Source organism: Pseudonocardia sp. CA-107938 (genome assembly GCF_050936315.1).
Taxonomy (GTDB): domain Bacteria; phylum Actinomycetota; class Actinomycetes; order Mycobacteriales; family Pseudonocardiaceae; genus Pseudonocardia.
Genome location: NZ_JBNJNA010000001.1, coordinates 4,066,063 through 4,083,594 on the forward strand (window position 1 = coordinate 4,066,063; position 17,532 = coordinate 4,083,594).

Here is a 17,532-nt window from a genome sequence, read left to right on the forward strand (position 1 = left end):
CCTACGCGCGGGAACTGGTGATGGCCGAGAGGACGGCGGTGGCCTGCGCGTCGGCGCCGGCGGAGTTGGGGTGGAACGGGACCGCGACCGCCGGCTGGTTGAGCGACACCGGCAGGAACGCCTCCGCGTACCGGACGGTGGGCAGCTTGCACACGTCGTGCCCGATGGTCGCGGTGTACGTGTCGACGAGCCGCGCGCCGCCGGCCTCGGCCGCCCGCACGAGCATCGCGTTCAGCTCCTGCAGCTTCTCGGCCAGCCACACCTGGTCGGCGTTGCTCGCCTGGACCAGCGGATAGCACCCCGGACCGCGGATGCCGGCGAGGTAGTTGACCAGGAAGACGTCGGCGTCGGGGGACCGGTCGTGGACGGCCTGCAGCGCGGCCACGACCTTCGGCTCGGCCGCAGCGATGTTCTCCGACATGCGGTCCACGCCCTCGGCGGTCCACCTCGCCTTGCACGACGCGGCGAGCGGGTACGGCAACGGCAGGAGGGGTGCCACCAGCGAACCGGTGACGTTGAGGCAGTCGATCACCGCGCCGGCCAGCTCCGCGTCGTTCCCACCGATCCCGACGGTGACCAGGTCGGTGTCCGGCGTGAGGCGCGAGAGCTGCGGCGGGTTCGTGCCGCCGAACGGCAGGCCGGACTGCGGCTGGAAGAAGTGCTCGGTGGTCGCCGAGCCGCAGCTCGCGTCGAAGAACGACTCGACCTCGAGCGCCTTCGCGACCTGCTTGGGGTAGTTGAAGGTCGACTGGAAGCAGTCCACCGGCACGTACTTCCCGGTCGGCGTCCCGGCGGTGCCGAGGAGCACGACGTCGGCGGTCCACGAGTCACCGAGCGCGACGTACTTGTGGTACCCGGCCGGCGCGGCGTGCGCGACGGGCGCCTGCACGAGCAGGCCGGCCGCCACCGCGAGGAGGAGGACCGGAACGGCCCGATGACGGATTCGGGCACGCATCAACAGCCTCCGGTGCGTCGGGTGTGCCCACTCAACGACCGTGATCGACAGAGGATGCGCAGCTCGGAACGGACGTGTCTCGCAGGCCGCGCGCCGCTGCGGCAGCACGGCGGCGGCTACCGGGCAACCAGGCCGCCGGCGACAGCCTCAGCAGCAGCGGACCGCAGTCGGACGTCGCAGCCGTCGCCACCGGACCGGCCCGGGGCGCGCCTCACCGCAGCGCCCCGGGGAGTCCTACGCCGACACCGCGGGTCGGCGCCATCGACCTGGCTGGCCCTACCGGCAGAGCCCCGACCGACCACCCCGTCGCAGCGGGTGGGGCGAGCCTGCCGGCGTGGCCGCCGTCCTGAGCCGGCACACGGCGAACCTCCGCTCCACCGTCGCCCGCACTGTGGTTGACGGGGCCACCGCGGCCGCGCTCCGACCGCCCGTCGGCTGATCCCCTACGCCCGCAGTCGCAGTCCTTTCGGCGTGACCCGGAAGCCGGCCTCGGTCAGGACCTCGGCGACGTCGCTGGTGAGCGAGTGGGCGCCGTCGGCCCGTTCCACGGCGAGCGCGCCCAACCAACCCTCGTGCACCGCACCGGCGAGCGCTCGCGCGCCCGCGGCCAGCTCGTCCCGGTCGGCGGTGAACGACAGCAGGGACCGGCCGCCCCGCTCTACGTACAGGACCGGTGCCCCGTCGACCAGCACGACCAGCGATCCCGCCTTCCGCGCCGGCCGATGGCTGCTGTCGCCGACCGTGGCCGGCCACGCCAGCGCCGCACCGTAGGGCTGCGCCGGGTCGGCGGCTGCGAGCACGACAGCCGCCGGGCTCGCGCGACCGGTGGGGTGCCGAGGCGGTGGCACAGGTGGCTGCTGCCAGCCCGGCTCCGGCATCCAGCGCTCGGGCTGCTCCGCCGGTGCCTCTCCGGAGTCCCCGCCGGCGGGCGGCTCGGGTTGCCAGCGGGGCGCGGGCGGGTTCGCCGGGACCACTGCTGCGGGCACGGGCGGGGCGCTCGGCGGGCCGTCCTCACCCACCGGTCGCGACAGTGCCCGCAACCGGTCGATCGCTCCGGGCACCGCGAACTGCGCCGCGCCGAGCCCGTCGACGACGTAGCCGCGCCGCACCCGTCCCGAGTCCTCCATCGAGCGCAGCACCCGGTAGATGCCGGAGAACCCGCCGACCACCCGCTCCGTGCCCAGGGCACCGCGGGTGAGCACGCCGTGCCGCTCCAGGAACGACTCGGCGCGCGCGTGCATCCGGCGCGTCGGGTCCGGCTCCCGATCCGCGACGAGTGCCCAGCGCCCGCCCGCGGACGGCGGCCCGCTCCGGCTCGGCATCGCCGGGCGCGCGGCGCGCAACTGCGCGTACCGGCCGCGCGCCGGCGCCCGCCGGGCACGATGCGCGCTCCGCCCGCCGGACAGTCGCGCCCGCAGTGGGCCGAGCGTGTCGTTCGTGAGCAGACCTGCCCACACCAGGTCCCACAGGGCCGCGAGCAGCACGTCGTCGGCCGGGGCGGCCTCCCCGGCGTCGATCAGCACGCGGCCGGCCGCATCGGCGAGTGGGCGGAAGAACAGCGCTGCCCCGCTGTGCTCGACGGGCACGTCGAGGTCGGGCCGGCCGAGCGCGGCCAGCAGCGCCCGATGCACCGGCGTGGCGACGGCGTCGAGCTCGGGATCGGGAAGCAGCAGGTCAGCGACATCGGCCGGGGCGACGGCGAGCCAGCCGTCGCTGCCGGCGAGCGTGCCGCACCCGGTCCAGGTGACCTCGCCGGCTGCGGTCAGCTCGTCGAGCAGCGCGGGGGAGTAGCCGGGCAGGCGGGCCGGAAGCACCAGGGACTCCAGCGCGCTGGCCGGCAACGGTGCTCCGGCGAGCTGCTCGACCACGCCCAGCACGTCCTCCGGGCCGGGTGCCCGGCGCATCCGGCCCCGCCGGTCGCCGGACGTCGCGGCCTGCACGCCCTGCCAGGCCGGCAGGAACCGGCCCAGCGCGCGCGGCTCGACCGGCTCGACCTCGGCGCGCAGCCGCGCCAGCGACGCCCGCCGCAGCCGGCGCAGCACCTCGGCGTCGCAGAACTCGATGCCGTCGCTGCCCGGCCGCAGCTCGCCCCGCACCAGCCGGCCGACGCCGACCAGCCGATCGAGCACCCCGGCCACCACGGCCACACCCAGCCCGAAGCGGTGCGCCGCCGCTGCCGCCGGGAACGGCCCGTGGGTGCGGGCGTAGCGCAGCAGGAGATCGCCCAGCGGGTCGGGGACAGGCTCGGTGAACACCTCGGGCACGCCGACGGGCAGCGCCGCGCCGAGCGCGTCGCGCACCCGGCCGGCGTCCTCGACCGGCAGCCAGCGCTCCTCGCCCGCCATCCGCACCCGGATCACCCGGCGCGCCGACTCCAGCTCGCGGAGCCACTCCGGACGGACCCCGCGCAGCCCGGCCTCCTCGGTGGTGAGATCGCCGAGGAACCGCAGCAGGTCGGCTGCGCCCTCGGCATCACGGGCGTGCCGCTCCGGCGCCAACCGCTGCAGCGACGTCTCCACCTCGGCGAGCACGGCCGGGTCCAGGAGCTCGCGGATCGCCTCGGTGCCGAGCAGTTCGGCGAGCAGCGTGGAGTCGAGCGCCAGCGCGGCCGCCCGCCGCTCGGCCAGCGGCGCGTCCATCTCGTAGAGGAACATCCCGACGTAGCCGAACAGCAGGCTCCGCGCGAACGGCGACGGCGCCGGGGTCTGCACCTCGACCATCCGCACCCGCCGCGACTCGACGTCGCCCATCAGCTGCTTCAGCCCGGGCAGGTCGTAGACGTCCTGCACGCACTCGCGCATCGCCTCGAGCGTGACGGGGAAGCCCTCGTACTTGCTGGCCACGGTGAGCAGCTGCGATGCGCGCTGACGCTGCTGCCAGAGCGGGGTGCGGCGCCGCGGATCGCGCCGCGGCAGCAGCAGCGCCCGCGCCGCGCACTCCCGGAACCGGGCCGCGTACAGCGACGACGACCCCAGCTCGGCCACGACGATCTGCTCCACCTCACCGGGGTCGAGCAGGACGTCCTCGACCGTCGGCACGATCTCGGCGCCGGACTCGTCGACCGCGTCGGGCAGGCGCAGCACGATGCCGTCGTCGCCGGCGGCGGCCCGTGCCTCCACGCCGCGCCGCTCGCGCATGCGTGCCGAGATCGCCAGCGCCCACGGCCCGTTGACCTGCGAGCCGAACGGCGAGTGCACCACGAGCTGCCAGTCGCCCAGCTCGTCACGGAACCGCTCCACCATGATCGTGCGGTCGCTCGGCACCTGGCGTGTGGCCTCGCGCTGCTCGCGCAGGTAGGCCAGCAGGTTGTCGGCCGCCCACTCGTCGAGCCCGGCGGCGGCTGCCCGCCCCCGGGCCGCGTCGTCGTCGAGCGCGGCCATCTCGCGCACGAAGGCGCCGACGGCACGGCCCAGCTCCAGCGGGCGCCCGATCGACTCGCCGCGCCAGAACGGCATGCGGCCCGGTTGACCCGGCGCCGGGGTGACGATGACCCGGTCGTGCGTGATGTCCTCGACGCGCCAGCTGGAGGTGCCCAGCAGGAACACGTCGCCGACGCGGGACTCGTAGACCATCTCCTCGTCTAGCTCGCCGACCCGCGAACCCGCACCGTCTGCCCCGCCCGGGGTCATCACCGTGAACAGCCCACGGTCCGGGATCGTGCCGCCGGAGGTGACGGCGAGCCGCTGCGCGCCCGGCCGGCCGCTCAGCTCGTCGGTGACGCGGTCCCAGGTGATGCGGGCCCGCAGCTCACCGAACTCCTCAGACGGGTAGCGCCCGGCGAGCATGTCGAGCACCGCGTGCAGCGCCGAATCGGGCAGCGCCGCGAATGGCGCAGCCCGTCGCACCACCGCCGCCAGATCGGCCAGATGCCAGCTCTCCAGCGCCACCATCGCCACGATCTGCTGAGCCAGCACGTCGAGCGGGTTGCGGGGGTAGCGCATCGACTCGATCGCCCCGCCCGACATGCGCTCGGCGACGACCGCGCAGGAGACGAGGTCGCCCCGGTACTTGGGGAACACGACGCCGCGGGAGATCGCTCCCACCCGGTGGCCGGCCCGGCCGACCCGCTGCAGCCCCGACGCGACGCTCGGCGGTGCCTCCACCTGCACGACGAGGTCGACCGCGCCCATGTCGATCCCGAGCTCCAGGCTGGAGGTGGCCACCACGCACGGCAGGAGCCCGCTCTTGAGCTCCTCCTCGACGAGGGTGCGCTGCTCGCGGGCCATCGAGCCGTGGTGGGCCTTCGCGACGGTGGGTGCCGCGCCGCCGCCGATCCCGGAGGCCCCGACCGCCTCCGCGGGGAAGGTGTCGAGATCGATCATCTCCTCAGCGTCCTCGGCGGCCAGCTCGTTGAGCCGCGAGGTCAGGCGTTCCGCCAGCCGTCGCGAGTTGGCGAAGACGATCGTCGACCGGTGTGCTCGGACCAGCTCCAGCAGCCGCCGCTCGACCGCAGGCCAGATCGACGGGCGCTGCGCCGTGCCCGCCGCCGAGCCGACCACTTCCTCGTCGCTGCTCCCTGGTGCCGGCCGCTCGTCGAGCGCGGCGAGATCGGGCACCGGCACCTCGACGGCGACCTCGATCGTCTTCGGGATCGGTGGCGACACCACCTCGACCGGCCGGGCGCCGGCCAGGAACGTGGACACCTCGTCGATGGGTCGCACGGTGGCCGAGAGCCCGATGCGCTGTGCGGGCTGTTCGAGCAGCTCGTCGAGCCGTTCCAGCGACAGCGCCAGGTGCGCCCCGCGCTTTGTGCCGGCCACCGCGTGCACCTCGTCGAGGATCACCGTGCGCACGCCCCGCAGCGACTCCCGCGCCGCGGAGGTGAGCAGCAGGAACAGCGACTCCGGGGTGGTGACGAGCACGTCGGGCGGGGTACGGGCGAACAACCGGCGCTCGTCGGCCGGGGTGTCGCCCGTGCGCATGCCCACCGTGATGTCGGGGACGGGCAGGCCGAGCCGCTGCGCGGCCTGCCGGATGCCGGCCAGCGGAGAGCGCAGGTTGCGCTGGACGTCGACCGCGAGTGCCTTCAGCGGCGACACGTACAGCACCCGGCAGCGCCGGACCGCCTCCGCGGGCGGCGGCTCGGCAGCCAGCCGGTCGAGCGCCCACAGGAACGCGGCGAGGGTCTTGCCCGAGCCCGTCGGCGCGACGACCAGCGCGTGCTTCCCCGCCTGCGCGGCCTGCCAGGCCCCTTCCTGGGCGGCGGTCGGCGCGACGAAGGCACCCCGGAACCACTCCTGGGTGGCGGGGGAGAACCCTTCGAGCGCCGACGGTCCGGTCACGGCAACCATCATGCGCCCGACCCCCGACAGTTTCCGCCCGCCTCCGATCTGCGCAGGTCAGGGCAGGTGCGCGGAGGCGAACTCGGCCAGCGCCGGGGTGGCACCGCTGCCGGGCCGGTAGGTGCAGGCGAGTCCGATCGCCACCACGTCACCGGTGTCCAGCAGCCGCCGGACCGCCGTGCCCAGCATCGCCAGCGGTACCCCGCCCGGCACCGGGAACAGGAGGCCCGGCACCTCGGCCGGATCGCAGACGTCGACGTCGAGGTGCAGGTAGCAGGGCCGATCCGGGAGCGGCACGGCGTCCCCGCCGACGTGCCGGATGGCCGATCCGGCGAGGAACTCGGCCTCCGGCGGGTCGAGATCACGCCCGTCGACGAGCACGACGTCGGCCTCGGCGACCGGCCGCAGCGCGAGGGCGTCGGGGACGGTCCGGTCGGCCCCTCCGACGAGCTGCCGGATCGGCATCCCGCCGAGGTAGCCCGACGTGGAGGTCTGCGGGGTCTGCACGTCGCCGTGCGCGTCGAACCACACCAGTGCAGGGTCCGTGCCGGCCCGCTGGAGGCCCGCCACGACGCCCAACGACGTCGTGCAGTCCCCGGAGAGCACGATCGGTACCCGTCCCGCCGCCCGTTCCACGGCCACCGCCTGCGCCACCTGCTCGTAGAGCACGGCCATGCGCTCCCAGGGACCGCCGGCGGGCAGCGGCGGGTCCAGCACCAGGTCCGGGCGCAGCGGTGGTTCGAAGTCGGGGAGTCGCTCGTCGAGGTGGAACGGGACGGACAGGACGCTCATACCCCGATCCCACCACTGCCCGGACCGCCCGTCCGCAGGATTCCTGCCGTCCGACGACAAGCCCCGGCCACGCTCACTTGCGCCGGTTGATGAACCACCAGCGGACGACGGTGGCGAGCGACGCCACGATCGCGAGCAGGGCGAACACCTGCCACAACGGCGAGGACAGATCGGTCATCTCGGTCATCTCGCCACCCAGCGTGCCACGGCAGCGCCGTACGCGGGCGGCGGAGCCGGCCAGTCGAGCGCCTGCCCGTCGACGGCGCCGGGCGGCCGGGCGAGCGTGAGTGTCCCGTCGGCCGTCGGCACGTCGACGAGGTAGGGCGCGGGATCGACGTCCTCGACGTGGCCGGGCTCGCCGCGCGGGAGGCTCTGCAGCCACGCCGCCGTCCCGGCCAGCGCGAACCGGACGTGCGGGGTCCCGCCGGTCGCCCGTTGGCGACGCAGGCAGAGCAGCGCCGCCGCGGCGACGAGGTAGCCGGTGGCGTGGTCGAGCAGCTGGCAGGGCAGTGTCCCCGGCGCGTCCGCGCTGCCTTCGTCGACGGCGATGCCGCACGCTGCCTGGACGAGCGAGTCGAACCCGCGCCGGGCACCCCACGGCCCGCGGTGGCCCCAGGCCGACAACGTCACCACGACCAGGCCCGGGAACCGCTGGGCGAGGGCCTCGGGAGCCAGCCCGAACCGGTCGAGCGCGCCGGGCCGGTATCCGGTGACCACCACGTCGGCGCCGGTCAGCAGCTCCTCCAGCACTGCGCCGGATGCGCCGAGGTCCAGCAGCGCGCTGCGCTTGCCCGGCAGTGCCTCCCAGGCCTGCGCGGGGATCTCGGGCCGGTCGGGCGGGTCCAGGCGCAGCACGTCGGCGCCGTGGACGGCGAGCGTGCGGGTGCCGACCGGCCCGGCGATGACCCTGGTGAGGTCGAGCACCCGGGGCCTGCGCTCCGGCCGGGGCGCCGCCGGCCCGAGGTCCGCGTGCTCGACGAGCGGGGGCGGCTCGCCGACCGTGGCGCGCCACTGCGCCGTCGTGCGGACCGCAGCGCCGACCCCGCCTGCCGCGTGCAGCGCCGTCTCCAGCTCGACGGCCGGCCAGGCCGCGATCGCCGCCGTGGCCTCCTCGTCGGTCGCTGCGTCGAGGACGCGCAGCGCGGCAGCGCGGTGCCACGGGTAGTTGGCGTGCAGCCGGATCCAGCCGTCCGCGCACCGATGGAACGCCGACAGGGGAGCGAACCCGCTGCCCGGCGACCGCCCGTCGATCCGCAGGTGCCGCTCGCTGCGCAGAGCCACGGCGAGCCCACGGGTGTCCAGCACGACCGGGGAACGGGTACCGGCGAGCAGGCTCGCCCCCACCGCGGCGGCACCGGCGACAGTCACCGCGTGCCGCGCCGGGAGCGTTTCCGCTGGTCCGACGATCTGCAGGCGGTCGAGATCCGCGGGGTCGCCGCCCAGCGCGGCCCACACCCGTGCGGTGCCGAGCCGTGCGTCGGTCATGGTCGCAGCGTGCCATCTACCGTGGCGGGGTGCGACTGACCCACTTCCGCGATCTCATGGAGACCGAGTTCGGTCCCGCGCGTGCCGCCGCTGTGGCACGCGACCACGTGTTCGCCCAGCTCGGCGACCGGACGGTCGAGCAGGCGCTGGAGTTCGGCATCGACCCGCGCGAGGTCTGGAAGGCCGTCTGCGAGGTCTACGACGTGCCGCCGGCCCGGCGCTGAGACGTGTTCTCCTCCCGCGCGCGCCGGTGGGCGCGGGATCCTAGCCGTCCGGCGTGTCAGTTTCCGCTTTCGAACACCCGTTCGCTAGGATGTTGTCCACATCGGGGGTCGGCCATCCACAGATCCGGAGGTCGTCCGCGAAATGTCGGTGGTCGCCTCTACCGTCATTTCCATCAGCACGATTCGTTCCCCGCATGACATGACGTGAGACATGACCGGCATACCGAGCACGAGGTGGAGACGGCGATGACCGCACCCGACCGCGAGAAGGCGCTGCAGCTCGCCCTCGCCCAGATCGAGAAGAACCACGGCAAGGGCTCGGTGATGCGCCTCGGCGACGACACCCGCCCACCGATCGGCGTCGTCCCCACGGGGTCGATCGCCCTCGACGTCGCGCTGGGCGTGGGCGGCCTGCCCCGCGGGCGCATCATCGAGATCTACGGCCCGGAGTCCAGCGGTAAGACCACGGTCGCCCTGCACGCCGTGGCCAACGCGCAGGCCAACGGGGGCATCGCGGCGTTCATCGACGCCGAGCACGCCCTCGACCCGGAGTACGCGAAGGCCCTGGGTGTCGACACCGACGCCCTGCTGGTCTCGCAGCCCGACACGGGTGAGCAGGCGCTGGAGATCGCCGACATGCTGATCCGCTCCGGCGCGCTCGACATCATCGTCGTCGACTCGGTGGCCGCGCTCGTGCCTCGCGCCGAGATCGAGGGCGAGATGGGCGACAGCCACGTCGGCCTGCAGGCGCGGCTGATGAGCCAGGCGCTGCGCAAGATCACCGGCGCGTTGAGCTCCTCGGGCACCACCATGATCTTCATCAACCAGCTGCGCGAGAAGATCGGCGTGATGTTCGGTTCGCCGGAGACCACGACGGGTGGTAAGGCGCTCAAGTTCTACGCGTCCGTGCGGCTCGACATCCGCCGCATCGAGACGTTGAAGGACGGCACCGACATGGTCGGCAACCGCACCCGCGTCAAGGTCGTGAAGAACAAGGTCGCGCCGCCGTTCAAGCAGGCCGAGTTCGACATCCTCTACGGCGTCGGCATCAGCCGGGAGGGTTCGCTCGTCGACGTGGGCGTGGAGCAGGGCATCGTCCGCAAGTCCGGTGCCTGGTACACCTACGAGGGCGACCAGATGGGCCAGGGCAAGGAGAACGCCCGCAAGTTCCTGCGGGAGAACCCCGACGTCGCGGCCGAGATCGAGAAGCGCATCAAGGAGAAGCTCGGCGTCGGCCCGCAGGTCGACGCGCCGAGCGTGGATGCCGTGCCGGCCCCGGTCGACTTCTGAGCGGAGCAGGTGGGGTGAGCGGCGGTTCGTTCCGGCTCGACCAGGTCCGCACGGGGAAAGGCACCGAGGAGGGCGAGTTCGGCGGCCCACCCGAGGTGGCCTCCCTGGCCGGGATCGCCGGTCAGCAGGCCGAGGTCGGCGCCACCGCGGAACTCGCCGAGTTCGGCGGTGCGCCCGGGCCGGCCGCGGAGGTGGCCGACCTGCGGGCCGCCGGCGATGGCGTAGCAGGTGCGACCACGGTGTCGGCCGCCGAGCTTGCGGTCGGCACCGGGCCCGTTGCCGAGCGCTCGGCGACCGTCGCCGACCTGGCCCGGATGATCGGCCGAGCGAGCCGGGCGAGTGGCGTCGGCAAGGCGGACGACCGCCGCCGGGCCGCCCGCTCCGACGGCGGGTCGGGCACGGTGGCGGAGCGTCGGCGTCCTCGGCCGGTTGATTACCAGGCCGCGGAGCCGCACCCCGAGCACGAGACCGGGTCGCGGGCCGAGCGCCGCAAGGCCCGCAGCGAGCGCGCCGCGGAGCAGGCCAGGGCCGCGATCGAGGCCGATCCGGTCGGGGTGGCGCGGGAGATCTGCCTGCGCCTGCTCACCGACCGGGCCCGCACCCGTCAGGAGCTGGCGCAGGCGCTGCAGCGCAAGGGGATCCCCGACGAGGCCGCCGAGGCGGTGCTGTCCCGCTTCGACGAGGTGGGCCTGATCGACGACGCCGCGTTCGCCGGGCAGTGGGTGCGGTCGCGGCACCGTGCTCGCGGGCTGTCCCGGCGGGCGATCGCGGTCGAGCTGCGCCGCAAGGGCATCGACGACGAGGTGGCAGAGGAGGCGCTGGAGGAGGTCGACCCCGCGGCCGAGGAGGCCCGGGCCCACGACCTGGTCGTGAAGAAGCTGCGATCGATGGCCGTCACGACCGCCGAGGAGCAGCAGTCGGCGGCCCGTCGACTGGTCGGGATGCTGGCCCGCAAGGGCTACGGGGCCGGCGTGGCGTACGGCGTCGTCCGGCGGGCACTGGCCGAGCGGGGTGCCGAGCTGGAGGAGGAGATTCACCCGGACGGGTAGTCGGGCCGAGTCTGCGCGTTGGGCCGGCAACCGTCGGTGTCCGACGTTACCGTCTGGTACATGGCTCTCCGCGCTCGCGACATCATGACCACCCGCGTGGTGACCGTGCGTGCCGACGCTCCCCTGGCACGTGCGGAACAGCTGTTCAAGGAGTACAGCTTCAGTGCTTTGCCGGTCCTGGACCGCTCCAGCCGGCTCGTCGGCATCATCAGCGGGATCGACATCCTGCGGCACCGGGCCGACCGCGGCACCGAGTCCGGCGACGCCATCGTGGCCGACGTCATGACGGCCGACGTGATCACGATGAAGCCCGACGCGAACATCTCGATCCTCACCCACCGGCTCCGCGCCTACGGCGAGCTGCGGGTGATGCCGATCGTCGATCGGGGCCACCTGGTCGGCGTCATCACCCGCAGCGACCTGCTGCGTCCCCGCCGGCGCGGCAGCCCCTTGGCCCGGGCCGCCGGGTGGGCGATCGGCACCGCGCGCGGCGGCGCGGCCAAGGCGGAGGAGTCGGCGACGCTGACGGCGGCGCGGCGGCCGCCGCGGCACGAGTCGCCCGACTGGAACCGGGAGCTGAACGTCGCCGACGTCATGACGGCCGGCGACCTGATCACGGCTCGGGCCGACATGAGCACCGACCAGGCGATCGACCTGCTGACGAAGCACCGGTTCTCGTCGCTGCCGGTGGTCTCGGGCGACGGCAAGCTGGTCGGCCTCGTCAGCGAGGCCGACCTGCTCCGCGACCCGCTGGACGGCCGTCGCTCCACCCGGGCCCGGACGGTCGGCGGCGCGATGACCCGCGAGGTCGTCACGGTGCCGCCGGAGGCGTCGGTGCAGGTGCTGCTCGGGGAGTTCGTGGAACGCGGGCTGCGGGTGGTCCCGGTGGTGTCGAGGGGCCGGCTGGTCGGGATCGTCAGCCGGTCCGACCTGCTCTGACCGCGTATTTACACGATCGGGACGGGGGAACGACGCTAGGTTCCGGTCGTGACGTTGACCTCGGCCGCCAAGGCCTTGTGGTCGATGGTGCTGCTCCGCGGTGTGCTCGCCGTCCTGCTCGGTCTGGTCGCCCTGCTGGCACCGGGGATCGCGCTGCTCGGGCTCATCGTGCTGTTCGGCGTCTACGCGATCCTCGACGGCGTCACGGCGATCGTCGCCGGTGTGCGAGCCCGCGCCGTGATGCCGCACTGGGGGTGGCTGGTCGCGCAGGGCGTGGTCAGCCTGCTCGCGGGTGTCGTCGCGCTGGTGTGGCCGGGTGCCACGGCGCTGACGATCCTGGTGCTGATCGGGGTCTGGGCGATCGTGGTGGGCGTGGCGGAGATCGCCGGTGGCCTCGGTGCCCGGCGCATGGGCGCGGTCGACTGGGGTTGGACGGTGGCCGGCGGCGTGCTCGGCGTCCTGTTCGGGATCGCGCTGCTCGTGCAGCCGGGAGCGGGGATCCTGGCGTTCGTGTGGCTGCTCGGCGCGTTCGCCGTGGTGTTCGGCGTCGTCGTGATCGTGTGGGCGTTCCGCCTCCGATCACTCGCGCGTCAGGTCGACGCGGCAGCGTGATCAGCTGTCGCGCGGACGCAGCACCTGGACGTCACCGGCCAGACCCCCGGCGCTCGACAGCTCGTCGAGGAAGTCGAGCAGGGTGAGCCGGAACGCCGCAGTGGCGTGGGTCGGTGTGAGGTCGGCGCGGCGGGCGAGCGCCACCGTGCGGTAGACCGGCGGGGTGAGCACGGTGCGTCGCAGCCGCGGTCGTCCGGCGAACACGAGATCGGGCACCACGGCGACGCCGGTGCCGGCCTCGACCAGGCGCAGCATGGCGTCCATCTCGCCACCCTGCACCGCGATGTGCGGGGTGATGCCGGCCTCGCGGAACGCGCGCAGGGCGGTCTCGCGGACGTCGTAGCCGGGGCGAGGGAGCACGAGGGGGCGGCGGGCGAGCTCGCGGAGCCCGACGGACCCGCGGCCCGAGATCGGCGCAGCGGCCGCGGGGGAGGCGATCGACAGCCGTTCCCGGAGCACCGGCTCGGTCGCCAGGCTGGGGTCGACGCCCTCGCTCGGCACGATCACCAGCGCGACGTCGAGGTCGCCGCGGACGAGCCCGGCCACCAGCGGTTGCGAGCCGCTCTCGGTGAGCTCCAGCCGGATCTCGGGGTGCTGCTCGTGGAACACGCGCAGCACGTCGGCGAGCACACCGATGCAGAGCGACGGGGTGGCGCCGACACGCACGCGACCACGCCGCAGCCCGACGATCTCGGCGACCGTGCGTCGGGCGCCGGCGGCGTCGGCGAGCATGCGGCGCGCGAGCGGCAGCACGGCCTCGCCGGCGGGGGTGAGGGTGGGCCCGTCGCGGCCCCCGCGGTCGACGAGCTGGGCGCCGAGATCGTCTTCCAGGGCCCTGAGCTGCCGCGACAGTGTGGGTTGGGCCACGCCGATGGCCTCGGCCGCGCGAGTGAAGCTGCCCACGTCGGCGACGGCGAGGAAGTACGCGAGCTGCTGAAGTGTCACTCGCATAGCGTACGGCTATCGCTTGAACCATTCCGATGCATTGGACGTCGAGGACCCGCACGCTCAGGCTCAGCGCATGGTGACTCTCGGCCAGCGGGCCCCGGCGCGTCCGGCCCATCCCGTGCGCGTGACCTCGGTGCAGTTGAAGCTGGTCATGGCCGTGAGCGGCGCGATCATGCTCGGGTTCCTCGTCCTGCACATGATCGGGAACCTGAAGCTGTTCCTGGGCGCCGCTGCGATCGACGAGTACTCCGCGTGGCTGCGCACGATGCTCGAACCGGCAGTGCCGTACGGCACGGTTCTGTGGATCCTCCGGATCGTGCTGCTGGCCGCCGTGGTCGGCCACATCGCCTCGGCGATCGTCCTGACCCGCCGCGCGCACCGGGCTCGCCCCGTGAAGTACGCGCACCGCCACCCGGTCAACGGCAGCTACGCCGCGCGCACGATGCGCTGGGGCGGGGTGATCATCGCGCTGTTCGTCGTCTACCACCTGCTCGACCTGACGACGGGCACGCTGAACCCGCACGGCGTGCACGGCGAGGTCGCGAACAACCTGGTCGCCGACTTCGCGCTCGACCGCTGGTACGTGACGCTGTTCTACGTGCTGGCCGTCGTCGCGGTCGGGTTCCACGTCCGGCACGGCCTGTGGAGCGCGCTGCAGACGATCGGCCGCTCCAGTGCCGCCACGCAGGCGACGCTCAAGGGCGTGGCGCTGGCCGTCGCGGTCGTGCTGACCGCCGGGTTCCTCTCCGTTCCGTTCGCCGTGATGACTGGGCTGGTGAGCTGATGACCTACAGCGACTACACCGTCGGCGAGCCGATCGCCGACACCAAGGCTCCCGAAGGGCCGGTCGAGCGCCGCTGGGAGGACCGCCGCTTCGGCGTGAAGCTGGTGAACCCGGCCAACAAGCGCAAGCTGACGGTCATCGTCGTGGGCACCGGCCTGGCGGGCGGCAGCGCGGCGGCGAGCCTGGCGGAGCTGGGCTACCACGTGAAGTCGTTCTGCTACCAGGACAGCCCGCGTCGCGCGCACTCGATCGCCGCGCAGGGCGGCATCAACGCCGCGAAGAACTACCGCAACGACGGCGACAGCGTGCACCGCCTCTTCTACGACACGGTGAAGGGCGGCGACTTCCGCGCGCGCGAGTCGAACGTGCACCGGCTCGCCGAGATCAGCGTCGAGATCATCGACCAGTGCGTCGCGCAGGGGGTGCCGTTCGCCCGCGAGTACGGCGGCCTCCTGGACAACCGCTCGTTCGGCGGCACGCAGGTCTCCCGCACGTTCTACGCGAAGGGCCAGACCGGCCAGCAGCTGCTGCTCGGCGCCTACCAGGCACTGGAGCGCCAGATCGACGCCGGCGGCGTGGAGATGTTCGCCCGTCACGAGATGCTCGAGCTGATCGTGATCGACGGACGCGCCCGCGGGATCGTCGTGCGCGACATGGTGACCGGCGAGATCGAGACCCACCTCGCCGACGCCGTGGTGCTCGCCTCCGGCGGCTACGGCAACGTGTTCTTCCTCTCGACGAACGCCAAGGGCTGCAACGTCACCGCGAGCTGGCGGGCGCACCGCAAGGGCGCCTACTTCGCGAACCCCTGCTACACGCAGATCCACCCGACCTGCATCCCGGTCAGCGGCGACCACCAGTCGAAGCTCACGCTGATGTCGGAGTCGCTGCGCAACGACGGCCGCGTGTGGGTGCCGAAGGCGCACGGCGACAAGCGCGCCCCCGGCGACATCCCCGAGGACGAGCGCGACTACTTCCTGGAGCGCCGCTACCCGGCGTTCGGCAACCTGGTGCCCCGCGACATCGCCTCGCGCGCCGCGAAGAACGTGTGCGACGAGGGCCGCGGCGTCGGCCCGACGGGCCTGGGCGTCTACCTCGACTTCGCCGACGCGATCTCCCGGATGGGCCGGGCCGCGGTGGCGGCGAAGTACGGGAACCTGTTCCAGATGTACCAGCGCATCACCGGCGAGGACCCGTACGAGGTCCCGATGCGGATCTTCCCGGCGGTGCACTACACGATGGGCGGGCTGTGGGTCGACTACGACCTGCAGTCGACGATCCCCGGCCTGTTCGTGATCGGCGAGGCCAACTTCTCCGACCACGGCGCCAACCGGCTCGGTGCGTCCGCGCTGATGCAGGGCCTGGCCGACGGCTACTTCGTGCTGCCGACGACGATCGGTGACTACCTCGCCCGCGGCGTGCCGAAGCTGGCCGGCGACGAGCCGGAGATCACCGAGGCGCAGACCGCGGTGCGCGAACGCATCGAGAAGCTGCTCTCCATCGACGGCACCCGCACGGTCGACTCGTTCCACCGCGAGCTCGGCCACATCATGTGGGACCTGTGCGGCATGGAGCGCACGGAGGCGGGCCTGCGCAAGGCGCTGGAGCGCATCCCCGAGCTCCGCCGCGAGTTCTGGGAGAACGTCAAGGTGCCGGGCTCGGCCGAGACGCTCAACCAGGCGCTGGAGAAGGCCGGCCGGGTCGCCGACTTCCTGGAGCTGGGCGAGCTGATGTGCCTGGACGCCCTGCACCGCAGCGAGTCGTGCGGTGGCCACTTCCGCGCCGAGAGCCAGACCCCCGACGGCGAGGCGCTGCGCGACGACGAGCACTTCTCCTACGTCGCGGCCTGGGAGTTCACCGGCAGCGGCGCCGCGCCGGTGCTGCACAAGGAAGACCTGGTCTTCGAGTACGTCCACCCCAGCCAGAGGAGTTACGCGTGAGGCTCACGCTCAAGGTCTGGCGCCAGGCCGGCCCGGACGACCGCGGGAAGCTCGTCACCTACCGGGTCGACGACGCCGACGAGGACATGTCGTTCCTCGAGCTCATCGACGTGCTCAACGAGCAGCTCACGCTCGACGGGGCCGAGCCGGTGGCCTTCGACCACGACTGCCGCGAGGGCATCTGCGGCGCCTGCAGCATGGTGATCAACGGCGAGCCGCACGGCCCGCAGAAGGCCACGACCACCTGCCAGCTGCACCTGCGGCACTTCCGCGACGGCGAGACGATCACCGTCGAGCCGTTCCGCGCCGGCGCGTTCCCGGTGGTGCGCGACCTCGTGGTGGACCGCTCGGCGTTCGACCGCGTGATCGCCTCCGGCGGCTACATCTCCGCCCCGACGGGCACCGCGCCGGACGCGCACGCCGTGCCCGTCCCGAAGGCGCAGGCCGACCGCGCGTTCACCGCGGCCGCGTGCATCGGGTGTGGGGCCTGCGTGGCCGCGTGCCCGAACGGGTCGGCGTCGCTGTTCCTCGGCGCGAAGATCACCCACCTCGGCGAGCTGCCGCAGGGTCAGCCCGAGCGCGACTCGCGGGTGCTCGCGATGGTCGAGCAGCACGACGCGGAGGGCTTCGGCGGCTGCACCAACACCGGTGAGTGCGCGGTGGCCTGCCCGAAGGAGATCCCCCTGGACGTGATCTCGCAGCTCAACCGCGACTTCGTGAACGCGAAGCGACACGCGCACCGCTCCGCGTGAGGGAGATCAGCAGCAGCACCGCGAGGACCGCCGACCCGCCGTCCGTCACGAGGGTGGGCAGCAGGCCGAGCGGGCCGAACCGCTCGTAGGTGGCCTGCAGCACCACCCACGGCACCATGCCGGCGACGACCCCGAGCGCCTGACCCACGGTGACCGCGAGCGCGAGCCAGAACGTCCAGGCCCCCCCACGGACCGCCGCGAGCAGCAGCAGGTTCGCCACCAGGAACGCGACGCCGACGATGCGCAGCGTCGCGACCAGCTCGGGCGCGCCCGCGGCGATCTCCGCCGGCGTTCGGCCGGCCAGCGCCATTGCGCGGCCGACCGTCTCCTCGGTGATGATCAGCCACGTCTGCGCGGCCGTGCCCAGCGCGAAGACGAGCCCGCAGGCTGCGGTGAGGACCTGCAGCGGGCGGGTCCAAAGGCGTGCCCTCACGATTCCCCCTATCGCCGATAGGGAGCAATCTATCACCGATAGGGTGA

Annotated in this window: 14 protein-coding genes; 8 read left to right on the forward strand and 6 right to left on the reverse strand. The window is 73.5% G+C overall.

Annotated features, from left to right (window positions below):
- Position 1: 1 nt before the first annotated feature.
- The 4 genes from ACQEVB_RS20260 to ACQEVB_RS20275 all read right to left on the reverse strand — a co-directional run bounded on the left by ACQEVB_RS20260 (position 2) and on the right by ACQEVB_RS20275 (position 8,514).
- Positions 2–955 carry an SGNH/GDSL hydrolase family protein gene (locus ACQEVB_RS20260; RefSeq protein ID WP_432973679.1) on the reverse strand — a complete coding sequence of 318 codons (954 nt, stop codon included), beginning with the start codon at positions 953–955 and terminating at the stop codon, positions 2–4.
- A 443-nt stretch (positions 956–1,398) separates the two neighbouring features.
- A complete protein-coding gene (locus ACQEVB_RS20265; protein ID WP_432973681.1) occupies positions 1,399–6,249 on the reverse strand; it encodes an ATP-dependent helicase in 4,851 nt (1,616 codons plus the stop codon).
- Positions 6,250–6,294: 45 nt separating this feature from the next.
- Positions 6,295–7,029: an arginase family protein gene (locus ACQEVB_RS20270; RefSeq protein ID WP_432973683.1), complete on the reverse strand. Its 735-nt coding sequence runs from the start codon at positions 7,027–7,029 to the stop codon at positions 6,295–6,297.
- 183 nt (positions 7,030–7,212) lie between these two features.
- Complete coding sequence (locus ACQEVB_RS20275; protein ID WP_432973685.1) at positions 7,213–8,514, reverse strand: CoA transferase; 1,302 nt, start codon at positions 8,512–8,514, stop codon at positions 7,213–7,215.
- A 29-nt stretch (positions 8,515–8,543) separates the two neighbouring features.
- Here ACQEVB_RS20275 and ACQEVB_RS20280 point away from each other — a divergent pair, with 29 nt between their 5' ends.
- The 5 genes from ACQEVB_RS20280 to ACQEVB_RS20300 all read left to right on the forward strand — a co-directional run bounded on the left by ACQEVB_RS20280 (position 8,544) and on the right by ACQEVB_RS20300 (position 12,628).
- Positions 8,544–8,738, forward strand: coding sequence for a DUF3046 domain-containing protein (locus tag ACQEVB_RS20280; protein ID WP_432973687.1), 195 nt, complete (start codon positions 8,544–8,546; stop codon positions 8,736–8,738).
- Between the two features lie 246 nt (positions 8,739–8,984).
- Positions 8,985–10,028, forward strand: a complete 1,044-nt coding sequence (gene recA, locus ACQEVB_RS20285; protein WP_432973689.1) for a recombinase RecA — start codon at positions 8,985–8,987, stop codon at positions 10,026–10,028.
- Positions 10,029–10,042: 14 nt separating this feature from the next.
- The gene (locus tag ACQEVB_RS20290; protein WP_432973691.1) at positions 10,043–11,077 is read left to right on the forward strand and encodes a regulatory protein RecX; all 1,035 of its coding nucleotides are present in this window, start codon (positions 10,043–10,045) and stop codon (positions 11,075–11,077) included.
- A 60-nt stretch (positions 11,078–11,137) separates the two neighbouring features.
- Complete coding sequence (locus tag ACQEVB_RS20295) at positions 11,138–12,016, forward strand: CBS domain-containing protein (protein ID WP_432973693.1); 879 nt, start codon at positions 11,138–11,140, stop codon at positions 12,014–12,016.
- Positions 12,017–12,064: 48 nt separating this feature from the next.
- Complete coding sequence (locus ACQEVB_RS20300) at positions 12,065–12,628, forward strand: HdeD family acid-resistance protein (RefSeq protein WP_432973695.1); 564 nt, start codon at positions 12,065–12,067, stop codon at positions 12,626–12,628.
- On the opposite strand, the gene ACQEVB_RS20305 is transcribed toward ACQEVB_RS20300, so the two are convergent.
- On the reverse strand, positions 12,629–13,573 hold the full coding sequence (locus ACQEVB_RS20305) for a LysR family transcriptional regulator (RefSeq protein ID WP_432973697.1): 945 nt from the start codon (positions 13,571–13,573) through the stop codon (positions 12,629–12,631).
- Between the two features lie 76 nt (positions 13,574–13,649).
- Between ACQEVB_RS20305 and ACQEVB_RS20310 the strand changes: the two genes are divergently transcribed.
- The 3 genes from ACQEVB_RS20310 to ACQEVB_RS20320 are packed head-to-tail and all read left to right on the forward strand — an operon-like array spanning position 13,650 to position 17,052.
- Positions 13,650–14,360: a succinate dehydrogenase cytochrome b subunit gene (locus ACQEVB_RS20310; RefSeq protein WP_432973699.1), complete on the forward strand. Its 711-nt coding sequence runs from the start codon at positions 13,650–13,652 to the stop codon at positions 14,358–14,360.
- The gene (locus ACQEVB_RS20315; protein WP_432973701.1) at positions 14,360–16,300 is read left to right on the forward strand and encodes a fumarate reductase/succinate dehydrogenase flavoprotein subunit; all 1,941 of its coding nucleotides are present in this window, start codon (positions 14,360–14,362) and stop codon (positions 16,298–16,300) included. Before ACQEVB_RS20310 ends, ACQEVB_RS20315 begins: the two co-directional genes overlap by 1 nt.
- Positions 16,297–17,052 carry a succinate dehydrogenase/fumarate reductase iron-sulfur subunit gene (locus tag ACQEVB_RS20320; protein WP_432973703.1) on the forward strand — a complete coding sequence of 252 codons (756 nt, stop codon included), beginning with the start codon at positions 16,297–16,299 and terminating at the stop codon, positions 17,050–17,052. The genes ACQEVB_RS20315 and ACQEVB_RS20320 overlap by 4 nt, the downstream gene beginning before the upstream one ends.
- Here ACQEVB_RS20320 and ACQEVB_RS20325 read toward each other — a convergent pair.
- Positions 17,003–17,485 carry a hypothetical protein gene (locus ACQEVB_RS20325; protein ID WP_432973705.1) on the reverse strand — a complete coding sequence of 161 codons (483 nt, stop codon included), beginning with the start codon at positions 17,483–17,485 and terminating at the stop codon, positions 17,003–17,005. The two genes, ACQEVB_RS20320 and ACQEVB_RS20325, sit on opposite strands and share 50 nt — an antisense overlap.
- Between the last annotated feature and the right edge of the window lie 47 nt (positions 17,486–17,532).